Source organism: Streptomyces sp. BB1-1-1 (assembly GCF_031597775.1).
GTDB classification, from domain to species: domain Bacteria; phylum Actinomycetota; class Actinomycetes; order Streptomycetales; family Streptomycetaceae; genus Streptomyces; species Streptomyces thinghirensis.
This window is the reverse complement of the sequence record NZ_CP134203.1, coordinates 5,241,501-5,257,062: the sequence shown is the minus strand read 5'-3', so window position 1 is coordinate 5,257,062 and position 15,562 is coordinate 5,241,501. Positions and strand designations below refer to the sequence as shown.

At 71.8% G+C, this 15,562-nt stretch carries 16 protein-coding genes; 7 read left to right on the top strand and 9 right to left on the bottom strand.

The features are described from left to right. The first annotated feature begins 264 nt into the window (after positions 1-264). On the top strand, positions 265-1,641 hold the full coding sequence (locus RI578_RS24235) for an LCP family protein (protein WP_310873040.1): 1,377 nt from the start codon (positions 265-267) through the stop codon (positions 1,639-1,641). Between the two features lie 31 nt (positions 1,642-1,672). Here the strand turns inward: RI578_RS24235 and RI578_RS24230 are convergent, their stop codons facing one another. Continuing rightward, positions 1,673-2,965 carry an LCP family protein gene (locus RI578_RS24230; protein WP_310873039.1) on the bottom strand — a complete coding sequence of 431 codons (1,293 nt, stop codon included), beginning with the start codon at positions 2,963-2,965 and terminating at the stop codon, positions 1,673-1,675. A gap of 119 nt (positions 2,966-3,084) precedes the next feature. Here RI578_RS24230 and RI578_RS24225 point away from each other — a divergent pair, with 119 nt between their 5' ends. Further along, positions 3,085-3,651: an acyl-CoA thioesterase gene (locus RI578_RS24225; RefSeq protein WP_310873038.1), complete on the top strand. Its 567-nt coding sequence runs from the start codon at positions 3,085-3,087 to the stop codon at positions 3,649-3,651. 35 nt (positions 3,652-3,686) lie between these two features. Here RI578_RS24225 and RI578_RS24220 read toward each other — a convergent pair whose 3' ends face one another. Then, entirely contained in the window at positions 3,687-4,844 is a 1,158-nt protein-coding gene (locus RI578_RS24220) for an acyl-CoA dehydrogenase (protein ID WP_310873037.1), read from the bottom strand. A gap of 181 nt (positions 4,845-5,025) precedes the next feature. Between RI578_RS24220 and RI578_RS24215 the strand changes: the two genes are divergently transcribed. Further along, positions 5,026-6,369, top strand: coding sequence for a UDP-glucose/GDP-mannose dehydrogenase family protein (locus RI578_RS24215; protein WP_310873036.1), 1,344 nt, complete (start codon positions 5,026-5,028; stop codon positions 6,367-6,369). Between the two features lie 113 nt (positions 6,370-6,482). Here the strand turns inward: RI578_RS24215 and RI578_RS24210 are convergent, their stop codons facing one another. After that, positions 6,483-6,989: a CGNR zinc finger domain-containing protein gene (locus tag RI578_RS24210; RefSeq protein WP_310873035.1), complete on the bottom strand. Its 507-nt coding sequence runs from the start codon at positions 6,987-6,989 to the stop codon at positions 6,483-6,485. Between the two features lie 99 nt (positions 6,990-7,088). Between RI578_RS24210 and RI578_RS24205 the strand changes: the two genes are divergently transcribed. After that, positions 7,089-7,460 carry a VOC family protein gene (locus RI578_RS24205; protein WP_121747427.1) on the top strand — a complete coding sequence of 124 codons (372 nt, stop codon included), beginning with the start codon at positions 7,089-7,091 and terminating at the stop codon, positions 7,458-7,460. Positions 7,461-7,498: 38 nt separating this feature from the next. Then, positions 7,499-7,891 carry a VOC family protein gene (locus RI578_RS24200; RefSeq protein WP_310873034.1) on the top strand — a complete coding sequence of 131 codons (393 nt, stop codon included), beginning with the start codon at positions 7,499-7,501 and terminating at the stop codon, positions 7,889-7,891. A gap of 16 nt (positions 7,892-7,907) precedes the next feature. On the opposite strand, the gene RI578_RS24195 is transcribed toward RI578_RS24200, so the two are convergent. Further along, positions 7,908-9,038, bottom strand: coding sequence for a dipeptidase (locus RI578_RS24195; protein ID WP_310873033.1), 1,131 nt, complete (start codon positions 9,036-9,038; stop codon positions 7,908-7,910). Between the two features lie 92 nt (positions 9,039-9,130). Further along, positions 9,131-9,490 (bottom strand): MerR family transcriptional regulator, encoded by a 360-nt coding sequence (locus RI578_RS24190; RefSeq protein WP_310873032.1) that lies wholly within the window; start codon positions 9,488-9,490, stop codon positions 9,131-9,133. Between the two features lie 68 nt (positions 9,491-9,558). Between RI578_RS24190 and RI578_RS24185 the strand changes: the two genes are divergently transcribed. Beyond that, a complete protein-coding gene (locus RI578_RS24185) occupies positions 9,559-10,701 on the top strand; it encodes an alkene reductase (protein ID WP_310873031.1) in 1,143 nt (380 codons plus the stop codon). Here the strand turns inward: RI578_RS24185 and RI578_RS24180 are convergent. From RI578_RS24180 to RI578_RS24170, 3 genes are read right to left on the bottom strand one after another with little or no spacing between them, the layout of a single operon-like run. Then, positions 10,650-11,828 carry a dipeptidase gene (locus RI578_RS24180; RefSeq protein WP_310873030.1) on the bottom strand — a complete coding sequence of 393 codons (1,179 nt, stop codon included), beginning with the start codon at positions 11,826-11,828 and terminating at the stop codon, positions 10,650-10,652. The genes RI578_RS24185 and RI578_RS24180 overlap by 52 nt on opposite strands. 5 nt (positions 11,829-11,833) lie before the next feature. Further along, complete coding sequence (gene purE, locus RI578_RS24175) at positions 11,834-12,373, bottom strand: 5-(carboxyamino)imidazole ribonucleotide mutase (RefSeq protein ID WP_310873029.1); 540 nt, start codon at positions 12,371-12,373, stop codon at positions 11,834-11,836. After that, complete coding sequence (locus tag RI578_RS24170; RefSeq protein ID WP_310873028.1) at positions 12,370-13,509, bottom strand: 5-(carboxyamino)imidazole ribonucleotide synthase; 1,140 nt, start codon at positions 13,507-13,509, stop codon at positions 12,370-12,372. Before RI578_RS24170 ends, purE begins: the two co-directional genes overlap by 4 nt. 166 nt (positions 13,510-13,675) lie before the next feature. On the opposite strand from RI578_RS24170, the gene RI578_RS24165 reads away from it, so the two are divergent. Beyond that, a complete protein-coding gene (locus tag RI578_RS24165; protein WP_310873027.1) occupies positions 13,676-14,257 on the top strand; it encodes a GtrA family protein in 582 nt (193 codons plus the stop codon). Between the two features lie 30 nt (positions 14,258-14,287). Here RI578_RS24165 and RI578_RS24160 read toward each other — a convergent pair whose 3' ends face one another. Then, the gene (locus RI578_RS24160) at positions 14,288-15,562 is read right to left on the bottom strand and encodes an ATP-binding protein (protein WP_310873026.1); all 1,275 of its coding nucleotides are present in this window, start codon (positions 15,560-15,562) and stop codon (positions 14,288-14,290) included.

The following is a 15,562-nucleotide window of genomic DNA, read 5'->3' as shown; positions in this document are numbered from 1 at the left end:
CGTTACCGCGAACGGGGGACACGGGTGCGCGCCGCGGGGGTCACAGCGCCGGGCAGCAGATCGTATGGGCCTACGGTGCTCACGGATCCCACGTCCGGCCGCACGGCCCGTCCCCGCGGAGGTGTCACCTTGCCCACGCCGCCCCGCTCCCCCCGGGTCCCGGCCGCGTCCCCCCGTGGCGGCCCGCCACCGCAGCGCGGTGGCCCGCGTCCCTCCCGCCGCCCGCCGAGGCCCCCCGTACGGCGGAAGAAGCCGCGCTGGGCCATGCGGGCGGTGACCGCCCTGTCGGTGGTGGTGCTCGCCTCCGCCGGGATCGGGCACGCGGTGCTCTCCAGCCTGGACTCGGACATCTCGCGGGTCGACGCCTTCAAGGACATGAAGAACCGGCCGCGGGCCGGCGACGGCATGAACGTCCTGCTGGTCGGCACCGACGGCCGCGACCGGATCAGCGAGGAGGAACGGCGGAAGTACCGCCTCGGCGGCGCGCCCTGCCACTGCACCGACACGATCATGATCGTGCACATCTCGGAGGACCGGGAGCGCGCGAGCGTGGTCAGCCTGCCGCGCGACTCCTACGCCGAGACGCCCGACCACACCGACCGCACCACCGGAGAGCACCACAAGGGGCACCCCCTCAAGCTGAACGCGGCCTACGCGGAGGGCGGCCCGCAGCTGACCATCCGCACCGTGGAGAAGATGACCCGCGTGAAGATCGACCACTACCTGGAGGTCGATTTCACCAGCTTCATGAAGACGGTGGACGTCCTCGGCGGTGTGCAGATCTGCACCGTCCAGCCGCTCAAGGACAGCTACACCGGGCTCGACCTGCCGGCCGGCACCCACGAGCTGACGGGCGGGCAGGCGCTGCAGTACGTCCGCGCCCGCCACCTCGACGGGGCCTCGGACCTGAGCCGGATGAAGCGCCAGCAGCGCTTCCTGGCCGCCCTGATCGACCGGGCGACCTCCTCGGGGCTCCTGCTGAACCCGCTGAAGTTCCGCGACGTCACCCAGGCGGTGCTGGGCTCGGTGCGGGCCGACGAGGGCTTCGGCACCGACGAGCTGCTGGCGCTCGGGCGGGCGATGCGGAACTTCTCGCCGTCCTCGTCCGAGTTCACCACCGTGCCGATCGGGCAGATGGGCTACGCCGTCAAGGGCGTCGGTTCGACCCTGAAGTGGGACCCGGCCAAGTCCGAGCGGATCTTCGACGCCCTGCGCGAGGACGAGCCGCTGGCCGCCCCCAAGCCGAAGCCGAAGGGTCCGGCGCCGGTCCGGGTCCCGGTGGACCCGAAGCAGATCCGGGTCCAGGTGGAGAACGGCACGCACACGCGGGGGCTCGGCAAGCGGGTCGACGACGCGCTGGCCGCGACCGGGTTCCGCACCACCCGCGTCCCCAGGAACGCCACCGACCGCGCGGTCCAGCGGACCGTCGTCGCCTTCGACCCCCGCTGGGACCGTTCGGCGAAGTCGCTGGCCGCCGCCCTGCCCGGCAGCGAGCTGCGGCCGGTCAAGGGCCAGGGCCCGACGCTGAAGGTGGTGGCGGGCGCCGACTTCAAGCAGGTCGTGAAGGTGAAGCCGGCGGACCCGCCGCAGGAGTCGGGCACGGTGGTGCGCGGCGACGAGGTGGTGTGCGGGAAGAAGTGACCCGCCGGGGCCCCGCCGGGGCCCCGCGGCCTCAGTTGCCGGAGACGGTGACCTTCTCGTCGTTCTTCAGCTGCTCGACCAGCTTCTTCACCTTGGCGTCGTCCCACTTGAGGTTTCCGCCGACGCTGCCCGAGACCGGCATGTTCATCGACGTGCCCTCGCCGCCGCTGACGCTCTTCATCGCCCAGAACATGCTCGCCAGGTCGAACAGGCCCATGTCCTTGTCGACGATGAGGGAGTCCAGGCCGGCGCCCATGGTCGGGTACAGCTTGAACGGGTTGAGGACGGTGGACGGGGTGGCCACCTGGCTCGCCAGCGCCGACAGGAACTTCTGCTGGTTCTTGGTGCGGTCCAGGTCGGATCCGGCCAGCGCGTACCGGGTGCGGACGAAGGCGAGGGCGTCCTGGCCGTCCAGGGTCTGCTTGCCCTTCTTGAAGTCGGCGCCGGACTTCGGGTCCTTGATGTCCTGCGGGATGTCCATCTCGACGCCGCCGACCGAGTCCACGATGTTCGCGAAGCCGGCGAAGCCGATCTCCACGTAGTGGTCCAGGCGCAGCCCGGTGTTGTGCTCGATGGTGCGCACCAGCAGCTCGGGGCCGTCCTCCGCGTACGCGGCGTTCAGCTTCACGTGCCGGCCCGTGCCCTCGTACTTCTTCCCGGACTCGGAGCCGACGAAGCTCGGGATCTCCACGTCCGAGTCACGGGGCAGCGAGATCAGCGTCGAGCCGTTGTCTCCGGTGTGCAGGATCATCATCGAGTCGGTGCGCTTGCCCTCGGCGGAGCCGGTGTGCAGGTCCTTCTTCTGCTCGTCGGTCATGCCCTCGCGGCTGTCGGAGCCGACGATCAGGTAGTTCGTGCCCTCGCCGGCGCCGGGCCGCTCGATGACCTTGGAGAGGTCGACCTCGCGGTTGAGCTTGGAGTCGGCCCAGAAGTACGTGCCGACGGTGGTGACGACCAGCGCGGTCACCAGCGTGATCGCCGTCCACTTGATCCGGCGGCGCCAGTCCGGCGCGGGCCGGCCCGGGCCGGGACCACCGGGCCCACCGGGACCGTGGCCCCGGCCGCCCGGGCTGCCGTAGACCTGGCCGGTGTTGTAGCCGCTGTCGTAGCCGTCGCCGCCGTGGCCCCGGCCGTCGACGTACGACGGCTGCTGCGGCACCCCGGCACCGTACGGCGGGGCCGACTGACCCGGGCCGGGCGGCGGCGCCTGGCCGCGGCGGACCTGCCGCATCACGCGCGCGCTCTCGGGCCGTGCGCTCGCGCTGCCGCGTCCGTACCGGCCGGCGCGGTTGTCACCGGACCATCCCTCGGGCCAATCATTCATGCGCACCAGTGTGCAGGTCCGCGGCACGGGCCATACAAGGGTCGTCGGAAAATCAGGTCAGTGCTGTTGCGAAGCTGACACAAATTACTCGGATGTCGTCCCGGCATAAGGTGGAGGCCATGACAGACCAGGCAGAACAGGCCTCGGCCGCGCAGTCGGCGACTCCGGAGATCCCGGGCAAGCCGACCTCGGCGTCCCGCACCACCCTCAGCCACATCATGACCCACAGCGACACCAACCTGCTGGGCACGGTGCACGGCGGAGTGATCATGAAGCTCGTCGACGACGCGGCGGGCGCCGTGGCCGGCCGGCACTCCGGCGGCCCCGCCGTCACCGCGTCGATGGACGAGATGGCGTTCCTCGAACCGGTCCGCGTCGGCGACCTCGTCCATGTGAAGGCCCAGGTCAACTGGACCGGCCGCTCGTCCATGGAGGTCGGCGTCCGGGTCCTGGCCGAACGCTGGAACGAGTCCACCCCCGCCAGCCAGGTCGGCTCGGCGTACCTGGTCTTCGCCGCGGTCGACGCGGACGGCAAGCCGCGCACGGTCCCGCCGGTCCTCCCGGAGACCGAGAAGGACAAGCGCCGCTACCAGGAGGCCCAGATCCGCCGCACCCACCGCCTGGCCCGCCGCCGCGCGATCATGGAGCTGCGCGAGCGGCGGGTGGCGGAGGGCTTCGACGACTGAGGCCGGGGCCGGCCGCGTGAGCCGTACGACGCCGGTTACGGCAGGTTGCGCGCCATCACGATGCGCTGGACCTGGTTCGTGCCCTCGTAGATCTGCGTGATCTTGGCGTCGCGCATCATGCGCTCCACCGGGTAGTCGCGGGTGTAGCCGTAGCCGCCGAGGAGCTGGACCGCGTCCGTGGTGACCTCCATCGCCACGTCGGAGGCGAAGCACTTGGCGGCGGCGCCCTGGAAGGTGAGGTCGCCATCGCCGCGCTGGGACTTGGCGGCCGCGGCGTACGTCAGCTGGCGGGCGGCCTCGATCTTCATGGCCATGTCGGCGAGCATGAACTGGATGCCCTGGAAGTCGGCGATCGGCTTGCCGAACTGCTTGCGCTCCTTGACGTAGCCATTGGCGTAGTCGAGGGCGCCCTGGGCGATGCCGAGGGCCTGGGCGGCGATGGTGATGCGGGTGTGGTCCAGCGTCTTCATCGCGGTGGCGAAGCCGGTGCCCTCCTCGCCGATCATGCGGTCGGCGGGGATGCGGACGTTGTCCAGGTAGACCTCGCGGGTCGGCGAGCCCTTGATGCCGAGCTTCTTCTCCGGGGCGCCGAAGGAGACGCCCTCGTCGGACTTCTCGACGACGAAGGCGGAGATGCCCTTGGAGCGCTTGGCGGGGTCGGTGACGGCCATCACCGTGTAGTACTCGGACTCGCCCGCGTTGGTGATCCAGCGCTTGACGCCGTTGAGCACCCAGAAGTCGCCGTCGCGGACGGCCTTGGTCTTCATGCCGGCCGCGTCGGAGCCCGCGTCGGGCTCGGAGAGGCAGTAGGAGAACATGCCGTCGCCCTTGGCGAGCGGGGTCATGTACTTCTTCTTCAGCTCCTCCGAGCCGGAGAGGATCACCGGGAGGGAGCCGAGCTTGTTCACGGCCGGGATGAGGGAGGACGACGCGCAGACGCGGGCGACCTCCTCGATGACGATCACCGTGGCGAGGGCGTCGGCGCCCGCGCCGCCGTACTCCTCGGGGACGTGCACCGCGTGCAGGTCGTTCGCGGTCAGGGCGTCGAGGGCCTCCCGCGGGAAGCGGGCCTCCTCGTCCACCGCCGCGGCGTGCGGCGCGATCTTCGCCTCGGCCAGCGCGCGGACGGCGTCCCGGAGCATGTCGTGCTCCTCGGACGGGCGGTACAGGTCGAAGTCAGCCGATCCGGCCAAGGTCTCTCACGCTCCAAAACGCTGTGATGCTGGGCACGCTAACTACCGTTAAGTAACCCAAATTTTAGAGCCCCCTCCGCGTCCGTGGATAGGTGAGCTTGACGACAGCCGACCGGGAGGCCTGCCCGGTGTCCCGGATATGCTCGGGCGCGCACCTCCGCCGTACACCTCTGGAGCACCCATGGCCCTCAAGATCACCGTGATCGGCACCGGCTATCTCGGCGCGACCCATGCGGCGGCCATGGCCGAGCTCGGTTTCGAGGTGCTGGGCCTGGACGTGGTTCCCGAGAAGATCGAGATGCTCCAGCGGGGCCAAGTCCCGATGTACGAGCCGGGGCTTGAGGAACTGCTCCGCGAGCATGTCGCCGGGATCGAGGGGTCCAGCGGGCGGCTGCGCTTCACCACCGACTTCGCCGAGGTCGCCGCCTTCGGCGACGTGCACTTCCTGTGCGTGAACACGCCGCAGAAGCATGGCGAGTACGCCTGTGACATGTCGTACGTCGAGTCGGCGCTGGCCTCGCTCGCGCCGCATCTGACCGGTCCCGCGCTCGTCGTCGGCAAGTCGACGGTGCCCGTGGGCTCCGCCGACCGGCTGGCCGCCTACCTCGCCGCGCACGCGCCGGCCGGTGACGGCGCCGAGCTGGCCTGGAACCCGGAGTTCCTGCGCGAGGGCTTCGCCGTGCAGGACACGCTGCACCCCGACCGGATCGTGGTGGGCGTGCGCAGCGAGCGGGCGGAGAAGCTGCTGCGCGAGGTGTACGCGACGCCGGTGTCGGAGGGCTCGCCCTTCGTCGTCACCGACTTCCCGACGGCCGAACTGGTGAAGACCTCCGCGAACTCCTTCCTCGCCACCAAGATCTCCTTCATCAACGCGATGGCGGAGGTGTGCGAGGCGGCGGACGGCGACGTGGCCAAGCTGGCCGAGGCGATCGGGTACGACGACCGGATCGGGAAGAAGTTCCTGCGGGCCGGGATCGGGTTCGGCGGCGGCTGTCTGCCGAAGGACATCCGGGCGTTCATGGCGCGCGCCGGTGAGCTGGGCGCCGACCAGGCGCTCACCTTCCTGCGCGAGATCGACTCGATCAACATGCGCCAGCGCGGCCAGATGGTGGAGCTGACCCGGCAGGCGCTGGGCGGCGGCCCCTTCCTCGGCAAGCGGGTCGCGGTGCTGGGCGCCACCTTCAAGCCCGACTCGGACGACGTGCGGGACTCGCCCGCGTTGAACGTCGCCGGCCAGGTGCACCTCCAGGGCGCGCAGGTGACGGTGTACGACCCCAAGGGCATGGAGAACGCCCGGCGGCTGTTCCCGACGCTCGGGTACGCCGACTCCGCGCTGGAGGCGGTGCGAGGCGCCGACGTCGTCCTGCACCTGACGGAGTGGCGGGAGTTCCGCGAGCTGGACCCGGGCGCGCTGGGCGAGGCCGTGACGGCCCGGGTGATCCTGGACGGGCGCAACGCCCTGGACCCGCAGGCCTGGCGGAAGGCCGGCTGGACGTACCGGGCGATGGGCCGTCCGACGGCGTAGCCCGTACCCGGTGAACGGGTGACGCCGGTTCGGCCGAGGCTCAGTCGGCCGAACCGGCGCCATCCGCATTCTGCCCCACGGGGCGGCCCGGCGGCCGGTGAACTCCCTGTGGATCACGCCTCCTTGGCCCGGTACCGGCGCATCTTGGCGCGTGCCCCGCACACCTGCATGGAGCACCAGCGGCCGCGCCCGGCCGGGCTGCGGTCGTAGTACGCCCAGTGGCAGTCGGCGGCCTCGCACGCCTTGAGCCGGATCCAGGTGCCCGCGACCAGTGCCTCGGCGACGGCGGCGGCGACACGGGCGGTCAGCGAGCCGTCCCGGGCCGGAGCCAGGGCGGCGGAGCCGTCGGCCACGTCGACCGTCACCACCAGCGGGGCTCCGGCGAGCAGCTCGCCGAGCGGGGTCACCGTGCGGTGCGGCGGGTGGCCGGCGTGGGCGAGCAGGGTCGCGCGCAGGGACTCGCGCAGTTCGCGGGCCCCGGGGACGTCGTCCTCCGTCAGGCCGAACCGCACCCGGCCCTCCGGTGTGTCCAGGGAGTCGGCGCCCGTCTCGACGTCCAGCGTGTTCACCAGGGTCTCGACCAGGTCCAGGCCTCCCGGTGCGGGCGATCTCTCACTCATGCTTGCGACGTTACCGCCAATAGGGCAGCATGCAGTAACCGTTACTGGTTACCCGCGCCTTGCCGGTAACCGCAGTACGCGGACTTCAAGGAGGAAGTCATGGCTGTCGCCGAACTGGGCGTCGTCGTTCTGGACTGCCCCGACCCCCACTCACTGGCCCGCTTCTACGCCGACGTCCTCGGCGGCACCGTCGAGGACAAGAGCGACGACCAGTACGAGTGGGTCGACCTGAACCTGCCCGGCGGGCAGACGCTGGCCTTCCAGGGCTCCCCCGGCTACGTACCGCCGAAGTGGCCCGGGCCCGACGGCGCGCAGCAGTTCCACCTCGACCTCGACGTGAAGGACCTGGACGCGGCGGAGAAGGCCGTGCTGGAGCTGGGCGCGAGGCCGCTGGACGCCGAGGACCGGGCCCGGACCTTCCGGGTTTACGCGGACCCGGCCGGGCACCCGTTCTGCCTCTGCGCCTGCTGAGCGACGCCCGCAGACCGCCAACTCCGGAAGGTATCCCCATGGCACCCGTGGCACGTTTCCGTTCCGTCGTCGTCGACTGTCCCGAGCCCCGTGAACTGGCCCGCTTCTACGCGCAGGTGGGCGGCGGCAACCCCGAGGAGCAGGACCCCGACTGGGTGGTCCTCCAGGTGCCCGGCGGGCCGCGGCTGTCCTTCCAGCGGGCGCCTGGGCTGACCCCGCCGGAGTGGCCGCGCGCCGACCGCAACGCCCAGCAGTTCCACCTCGACTTCGACGGCGGGGCGACCTGGGAGGAGATGGACGCGGCGCACGAGAAGGTGCTCGCGCTGGGCGCCCGGCCGATGGACCTGGAGGACCGGGAGAAGAAGGACTTCATGGTGTACGCCGATCCGGCGGGGCATCCGTTCTGCCTGTGCCGGATCGAGCACGCGTGACGGTCGCACGTGACGGTTATCCGTCGAGTTCGGCGATCGTCGCCGTCGAAGGCTCCCGGCGTAGCTGTGCCGCGCGGGCGGTGAAGGCCGCTCCCCGCAGTACGCGCTGAACGTTGCCCCAGGTCAGCAGGGCCACGTCCGCCTCCGCCCAGCCGCGTCGCAGCAGCTCGGCGATGAGCCGGGGGTAGCAGGAGGCGTCACCGAGCTCCAGCGGATGGGCCGTGCCGGCGTCGTAGGTGCCGGACAGGCCGACGCTCTCCGGGCCGGCCACCGTGCGGACGTGGTCGAGGTGGTCGGCGACGTCCCGGACGGTCGGGCCGGTCTGCTCGGCGGTCAGCGGCACCATGCACAGGCCCCCGGCCGCGCCCAGCTCGACGAGCAGGTCGTCGGGGAGGTTGGCGGGGTGCGGGCGCAGGGCGCGGGCGGCGGAGCGGGTGCACAGCGCCGGCGCCTTGGAGACGGCGAAGGTACGGCGGATGGTCTCGGCGGAGGCGCCCGAGAGGTCGGCGACGACGCCGAGGCGGTTCATCTCGCGGACGACCTCCTCACCGAACCGGGTCAGCCCCGTCTCGCTCGCCCAGGTCGCCCCGGTCAGCGTGATCACGCGCAGGCCGAGGGCGTACAGGGAACGCAGGATGCCGAGACAGTCCCCGAGGGCGGCGGCGCCGGCCGGGCCGGGCAGCACGGCGACCCGGCCGCAGTTGCGGGCGTCGATGGCCTGCCCGGCGTCGTACGCCAGGCGCAGCCCCTCCGGATGGGCCCGGACGACCATCTTGACCAGGTCCAGCTGCTCCATGGTGGCGCCGACGGCCCGGTCCCCGTCGATGGCGTCGGGCAGGTGCAGCGACCAGAACAACGCCCCCACATGGCCCTCGCGAAGCCGGGGCACGTCGGTGTCGACGGCGCTCTCGCCCAGCTCCAGGTCGTACCAGGGCAGGTGCTTGAGCGCCCAGGGCAGGCCGCTGTAGCCGTCGGCGACGGGGTGCGCGGCCAGTACCGCGTGCGCCCGGGTGAGCGGCTCGTCATCGGGGTCGGACACGGGCGCGTAGGGCTCCGGCGGGAAGGCCTCCGCGGCAGGCGGCACGGGCAGGTCGACGAGCCCGCCGACCTCGGTGCTGGTGTGCAGGTCGTCCTGGAGGTCTGCCATGGCGGGCTCCGTACGGTCGTCGTGCGTTACCGTCACCGTCGCACGGAGCGGAAAGGGCTTCCTGGTGGGTGGGGCGTTCGGGGGTACACCGCTCAGCCCCGGGCCGCCGCCTCGATCACCTCGTCCAGGGTGTCCCGGGAGCGGAGCAGGTCGGCGATCATCCGGTCGATGCGGGCGCGCTCGGCGGTGAGGTCGGCGACCAGCTTCGGCGACGCGGCTGCCGAGGGGCCGCCGTCCCCGTCCCGCATGCAGGGCAGAAGCTGCGCGATCTTCGCGCTGCACAGGCCGGCCGCGTACAGCTCCTGGATCCGGATGACCCGGTCGACGGCCGTCTCGGCGTACTCGCGGTGGCCGCCGGGCGTGCGCTCGGCCGCGAGCAGCGCCTGCTTCTCGTAGTAGCGCAGCGAGCGTTCGCTGACGCCCGTGCGCCGGGCGAGTTCACCGATCCGCATCCGTACGTCTCCTCGGCTGGTCTACGGAGCTTGATTCTGACATCAGTGTCAGGTTCTAGCGTACGGGCATGTCGAATACAACAGCGCTCTTCGCGTCCGCCCCGCTCGGCCCGCTCACCCTTCCCAACCGTCTGGTGATGGCCCCCCTGACCCGCAACCGTGCCGAGGCCGACGGCACCCCGACCCCGCTCATGGCCACCTACTACGCCCAGCGCGCCGCCGCCGGGCTGATCGTCGCCGAGGCCGCGACACCGAACGCGGTCGGGCAGACGTACCCGAACATCACCGCCGTCCACAGCGCGCGGCACGTGGCGGGCTGGCGGCAGGTCACCGACGCGGTACGGGAGGCGGGCGGGCGGATGTTCCTCCAGCTCCAGCACGGCGGCCGGGTCGGCCATCCCGCGACCAGCGGGCTGACGCCGGTCGCACCCTCGCCGGTGCCGCTGCCCGAGACGATCTTCACGCCACAGGGGCACCGTCCGGCCGTCGTCCCGAGGGAGATGAGCGAGGAGGACCTCCGCACCACCGTCGCCGACTTCGCGCGTGCCGCCCGCAACGCGCTCGACGCCGGGTTCGAGGGCGTGGAGGTGCACTCCGCCAACGGCCACCTCCTGCACCAGTTCCTGGCCGCCAACACCAACCGCCGCACCGACGGCTACGGCGGCTCCGTCGCCGCGCGGATCCGGTTCACGGCCGAGGTGGTCGAGGCCGTGGCCGCCGAGATCGGCGCCGAGCGGGTGGGCCTGCGGGTCTCCCCCGGCAACACCGTCAACGGCATCGCGGAGGGCGAGACCGAGGAGATCTACCCGGCGCTCACCGAGCGGCTCGGCGGACTCGGGCTCGCGTATCTGCACCTGGTGTACGCCGACCCGGACGCGCCGGTGTTCCGGAAGATCCGCGCCGGCTGGCCCGGGGTGCTGATCGCCAACCCGGTGCTGGGCGAGGACCTCTCCACAGGCGCCGTGCGCCGCGCCTCCGAGCGGCTGCTGGCCGCCGGAGCCGATCTGATCGCCCTGGGCCGGCCCTTCCTCGCCAATCCCGACCTGGTGGAGCGGCTGCGGCTCGGCGCGCCGCTGAATCCGGTGCGGGACCGGTACTTCATGTACGTGGGCGGGGCGGCCGGCTACACCGACTACCCCACCCTCGGAGAGGAGTCCGCTCAGCCGTCCAGTGCTTCGAGCGTGGCGTGGGACGGTCCCCGCGTCGCCTGAAGCCCTCGGGCGACGTCCTCCGCGGCGCCCAGTACCCGGACGGCGTTCTTCCAGGTCAGCTTGGCCAGGTCGGCCTGGGACCAGCCGCGGTCGAGCAGTTCGGCGATCAGGTTCGGGTAGCCGGACACGTCGCTGAGGCCGTCGGGTGTGAAGGCCGTGCCGTCGTAGTCGCCGCCGATGCCGAGGTGGTCGACGCCGGCGACCTCGCGCATGTGGTCGAGGTGGTCGGCGACCGTGGACACCGTGGCGACGGGGCGCGGGGTGCGCTCCTCGAAGGCGCGGTGGATCTTCATCGCCTCGGGGCCGGAGTCGAGGTGGTGGAAGCCGTGCGCGCGCATGTTGTCGTCGGCGGCGGCCGTCCAGTCCACGGCCGCCTGGAGCACGAACTTCGGCACGAAGGTCACCATCGCCATGCCGCCGCCCGCCGCCATCCGCTCCAGCACGTCGTCCGGGATGTTGCGCGGGTGGTCGCAGACGGCACGCGCGGAGGAGTGGGAGAAGATCACCGGCGCGGTGGAGGTGTCCAGCGCGTCGCGCATCGTCGTCGCCGCCACGTGCGAGAGGTCGACCAGCATGCCCTCGCGGTTCATCTCCCGCACGACCTCGCGGCCGAAGGCCGTCAGGCCGCCGGCGGCGGGCTCGTCGGTCGCCGAGTCCGCCCACGCCACGTTGTCGTTGTGGGTGAGGGTCAGGTAGCGCACGCCGAGCGCGTACAGCGCGCGGAGCGTGGCGAGGGAGTCGTCGATGGAGTGGCCGCCCTCGGCGCCCATGAGGGAGGCGATACGGCCTTCCGCGCGGGCGGCCTCCATGTCGGCGGCGGTCAGCGCGGCGCGCAGCTCCTCGGGGTGCCGGTCGATCAGCCGCCGTACGCAGTCGATCTGCTCCAGCGTCGCGGTCACCGCGCCCGGCAGGTCCGAGCGGACGTACACCGACCAGTACTGCGCGCCGACGCCGCCGGCGCGCAGCCGGGCGAGGTCGGTGTGCAGGTGGGCGGACTGGTCGGCGGCGATGTCGCGGGCGTCGAGGTCATAGCGGACCTGCTCGCGCAGCGCCCAGGGCAGGTCGTTGTGGCCGTCGACGACGGGGAACTCCCGCAGCAGCTCCCGGGCCTGGTCGAGGGAGGTCACCGGCCTCACTTCCCGAAGCCGAAGGCCGCGGAGCCCTCGACCTTGGTGCGCAGCCGCTTGCCCTTCTCGGTGGCCTGGTCGTTGAGGTCCTGCTGGAACTCGCGCATGCGGCCCAGCAGCTCCTCGTCGTGGGCGGCGAGCATCCGCGCGGCCAGGAGACCCGCGTTGCGGGCGCCGCCGACCGAGACGGTGGCGACGGGGACGCCCGCCGGCATCTGCACGATGGACAGGAGGCTGTCCATGCCGTCCAGGTACTTCAGCGGCACCGGCACGCCGATGACGGGCAGCGGGGTGACCGAGGCGAGCATGCCGGGCAGGTGGGCGGCGCCGCCGGCCCCGGCGATGATCGCCTTCAGCCCGCGTCCGGCTGCCTGCTCGCCGTAGGCGATCATCTCGTGCGGCATGCGGTGCGCGGAGACGACGTCGACCTCGTAGGGGATCTCGAACTCGTCGAGTGCCTTGGCGGCGGCCTCCATCACGGGCCAGTCGGAGTCCGACCCCATGACGATGCCCACGACCGGACTGACCGGGCTGGCCTGGCTCATTCGGTGATCGTCCCTCTCAGGTAGCCGGCAGCGTGACGGGCGCGCTCCAGCACGTCGTCCAGGTCGTCGCCGTAGGTGTTGACGTGCCCCACCTTGCGGCCGGGCTTCACGTCCTTGCCGTACATGTGGATCTTGAGCTGCGGGTCGCGGGCCATGCAGTGCAGGTACGCGGAGTACATGTCCGGGTAGTCGCCGCCGAGGACGTTGACCATGACCGTCCACTTGGCGCGCGGGCGCGGGTCGCCGAGGGGGAGGTCGAGGACCGCGCGGACGTGGTTGGCGAACTGCGACGTGATCGCGCCGTCCATCGTCCAGTGGCCGGAGTTGTGCGGGCGCATCGCCAGTTCGTTGACGAGGACGCGGCCGTCGCGGGTCTGGAACAGCTCGACGGCGAGGTGGCCGACGACGTCCAGTTCCTTGGCGATGCTGAGCGCCATCTCCTCGGCCCTGAGCGCCAGCGCCCCGTCGAGGTCGGGGGCGGGCGCGATCACCGTGTCGCAGACGCCCTTCACCTGCTGGGACTCGACGACGGGGTACGCCACCGCCTGGCCGTGCGGGGAGCGGACCACGTTGGCGGCCAGCTCGCGGACGAAGTCGACCTTCTCCTCCGCCAGCACGGGCACACCGGCGCGGAAGGGCTCGGCGGCCTCCTCGACGGAGTCCACCACCCACACGCCCTTGCCGTCGTAACCGCCGCGCACGGTCTTGAGGACGACGGGGAATCCGTCTCCCTCGTCCGCGAAGGCGGCCACGTCGGCCGGATCGCGCACGATCCGGTGCCGCGGGCAGGGCACGCCGATCGCGTCGAGTTTCGCGCGCATCACGCCCTTGTCCTGGGCGTGCACGAGCGCGTCAGGGCCGGGGCGCACGGGGATGCCGTCCGCCTCCAGGGCCCTGAGATGCTCGGTCGGCACGTGCTCGTGATCGAAGGTGATCACGTCACAGCCGCGCGCGAACTCGCGCAGCGTGTCCAGATCGCGATAGTCGCCGATGACGACTTCGTTCACGACCTGCGCCGCGGAGTCCTGGGGAGTGTCACTGAGGAGCTTGAACCTGATGCCCAACGGGATGCCAGACTCGTGTGTCATACGAGCGAGCTGGCCACCGCCGACCATGCCGACTACGGGGAACGTCACACCCCTAGCGTATCGGCCGCGCGAGGCCCACCTGTTTACCGGCCGTTTCCACGGCGGTACGGCCCCCCTTTCCCGTCGCCCGGCGTCCGTCCGCAGGAAGATCGCACGTCCGGGTGGTTAGCATGAACGGATTGACGCCAACCGATGGACGGGGGCCTGCACGACCATGGGACATGGTTCCTCGGGTGCTCATACGGCTCCCCCCACATCCCCGGTACCCCCCGCGCCGCGCGGGGCGGTGCGGGAGCGGATCGAGCGGCTGGCCCGTGAGGTCGTGAAGTTCGGCGCGGTGGGCGGCGCGGGGGTCCTGGTCAACCTTCTCGTCTTCAACCTGGTGCGGCACGCGACCGACCTCGCGGTGGTGCGGGCGAGCATCATCGCGACCGTCGTCGCGATCGTCTTCAACTACCTGGGCTTCCGCTACTTCACCTACCGGGACCGCGACAAGGGCCGCCGGACCCGCGAGATGTCGCTGTTCCTGCTGTTCAGCGCGGTCGGGCTGGTGATCGAGAACGGCGTGCTCTACACCGCGACGTACGGCTTCGGCTGGGACAGCCCGCTGCAGAGCAACATCTTCAAGTTCCTCGGCATCGGCATCGGCACGCTGTTCCGCTTCTGGTCGTACCGCACCTGGGTCTTCCGGACGCTGCCGGCCCGCGAGCCGGTGACGCGGGCGGAGACCTTCCTGGAGCACGAGCAGCCAACGGCGGTGCGCACCACGGACGGCACCCCCGCGGCCCACCGCTGACGGCGGCCGGGGCCTGCCCGCGCGGTACGCCTAGCGCACCGTCTCGCCCGAGGCCCCGGACGACTTCTTCGACGGCGGTGTGCGCGACAGGAACAGGCCGAACACCGGAGGACGGCCCTGGAGGAGCTCCAGCCGGCCGCCGTCCGCCTCGGCCAGGTCGCGGGCGACGGCCAGGCCGATACCCGTCGAGTTCCGCCCGCTGATCGCGCGCTCGAAGATCCGCGCCCCCAGGTCGCCCGGGACGCCGGCCCCCTCGTCGGTGACCTCGACCACCGCCTGGTTGCCGGTCACCCGGGTCCGCAGGGCCACCGTGCCGCCGCCGTGCATCAGTGAGTTCTCGATCAGCGCGGCCAGCACCTGCGCCACCGCGCCCGGGGTGCCCACGGCCGTCAGATGCCGTTTGCCGGAACTGACGATCGCCCGCCCCTCGCTGCGGTAGGCGGGGCGCCACTCCGCGATCTGCTGCTGGATGATGTCGTCCAGCTCGAAGGTGACGGCGGAGCCGCTGCGCGGGTCGCGGGAGTTCGTCAGCAGCCGGTCCACCACGTCCGTCAGCCGTTCCACCTGCGACAGCGCGATCGCCGCCTCGTCCTTCACCGTCTCCAGTTCGTCGGTGAGGGTGATCTCCTCCAGCCGCATGGACAGCGCGGTCAGCGGTGTGCGCAGTTGGTGGGAGGCGTCGGCGGCCAGGCGGCGCTCGGCGGTGAGCATCCGGGCGATGCGCTCGGCGGAGGAGTCCAGCACGTCCGCGACCCGGTCCAGCTCGGGGACGCCGTAGCGCTTGTGCCGCGGGCGCGGGTCGCCGGAGCCGAGGCGTTCGGCGGTCTCGGCGAGGTCGGTGAGCGGGGAGGCGAGGCGGTTGGCCTGCCTGATCGCCAGCAGCACCGCGGCGATCACCGCGAGCAGCGCCACCAGACCGATGATCAGCAGGGTCCGGCCGACCTCGCGGGTCACCGAGGAACTCGGCTCCTCGACGAGGACCGTCTCGCCCTCCTCGCCGGTGGCCCTGCCCCGGATGACCTCACCGGTCGGCCGGCTGCCGACCTCGATGACCGGCTTGCCGGGGATGCGGATCTCGGCGTACCGGGCGTCCCGCACCTGCTCCCGGAGGAACTTGGCGTCGACGGACCCGGCGCCGAGCAGCCGGCTGTCCACGATGCTGGCCAGCCGCACCGCCTCCAGGTCGACCCGCTCCTGGGCGGAGCTGCTGATCGTCCGGGTCTCGACGATCACGAGCGAGACGCCGAACACGGCGATCACGACGAGCACCACGGCGAGCGTGGACTGGATCAGTCGACGGCGCAT

Coding starts and splice junctions, on each gene's coding strand:
- RI578_RS24235 (WP_310873040.1), top strand. CDS start 265: ATGCGGGCGGTGACCGCCCTGTCGGTGGTGGTGCTCGCCTCCGCCGGG.
- RI578_RS24230 (WP_310873039.1), bottom strand. CDS start 2,965: ATGAATGATTGGCCCGAGGGATGGTCCGGTGACAACCGCGCCGGCCGG.
- RI578_RS24225 (WP_310873038.1), top strand. CDS start 3,085: ATGACAGACCAGGCAGAACAGGCCTCGGCCGCGCAGTCGGCGACTCCG.
- RI578_RS24215 (WP_310873036.1), top strand. CDS start 5,026: ATGGCCCTCAAGATCACCGTGATCGGCACCGGCTATCTCGGCGCGACC.
- RI578_RS24210 (WP_310873035.1), bottom strand. CDS start 6,989: ATGAGTGAGAGATCGCCCGCACCGGGAGGCCTGGACCTGGTCGAGACC.
- RI578_RS24205 (WP_121747427.1), top strand. CDS start 7,089: ATGGCTGTCGCCGAACTGGGCGTCGTCGTTCTGGACTGCCCCGACCCC.
- RI578_RS24200 (WP_310873034.1), top strand. CDS start 7,499: ATGGCACCCGTGGCACGTTTCCGTTCCGTCGTCGTCGACTGTCCCGAG.
- RI578_RS24195 (WP_310873033.1), bottom strand. CDS start 9,038: ATGGCAGACCTCCAGGACGACCTGCACACCAGCACCGAGGTCGGCGGG.
- RI578_RS24190 (WP_310873032.1), bottom strand. CDS start 9,490: ATGCGGATCGGTGAACTCGCCCGGCGCACGGGCGTCAGCGAACGCTCG.
- RI578_RS24185 (WP_310873031.1), top strand. CDS start 9,559: ATGTCGAATACAACAGCGCTCTTCGCGTCCGCCCCGCTCGGCCCGCTC.
- purE (WP_310873029.1), bottom strand. CDS start 12,373: ATGAGCCAGGCCAGCCCGGTCAGTCCGGTCGTGGGCATCGTCATGGGG.
- RI578_RS24165 (WP_310873027.1), top strand. CDS start 13,676: ATGGGACATGGTTCCTCGGGTGCTCATACGGCTCCCCCCACATCCCCG.
- RI578_RS24160 (WP_310873026.1), bottom strand. CDS start 15,562: ATGCGCCGTCGACTGATCCAGTCCACGCTCGCCGTGGTGCTCGTCGTG.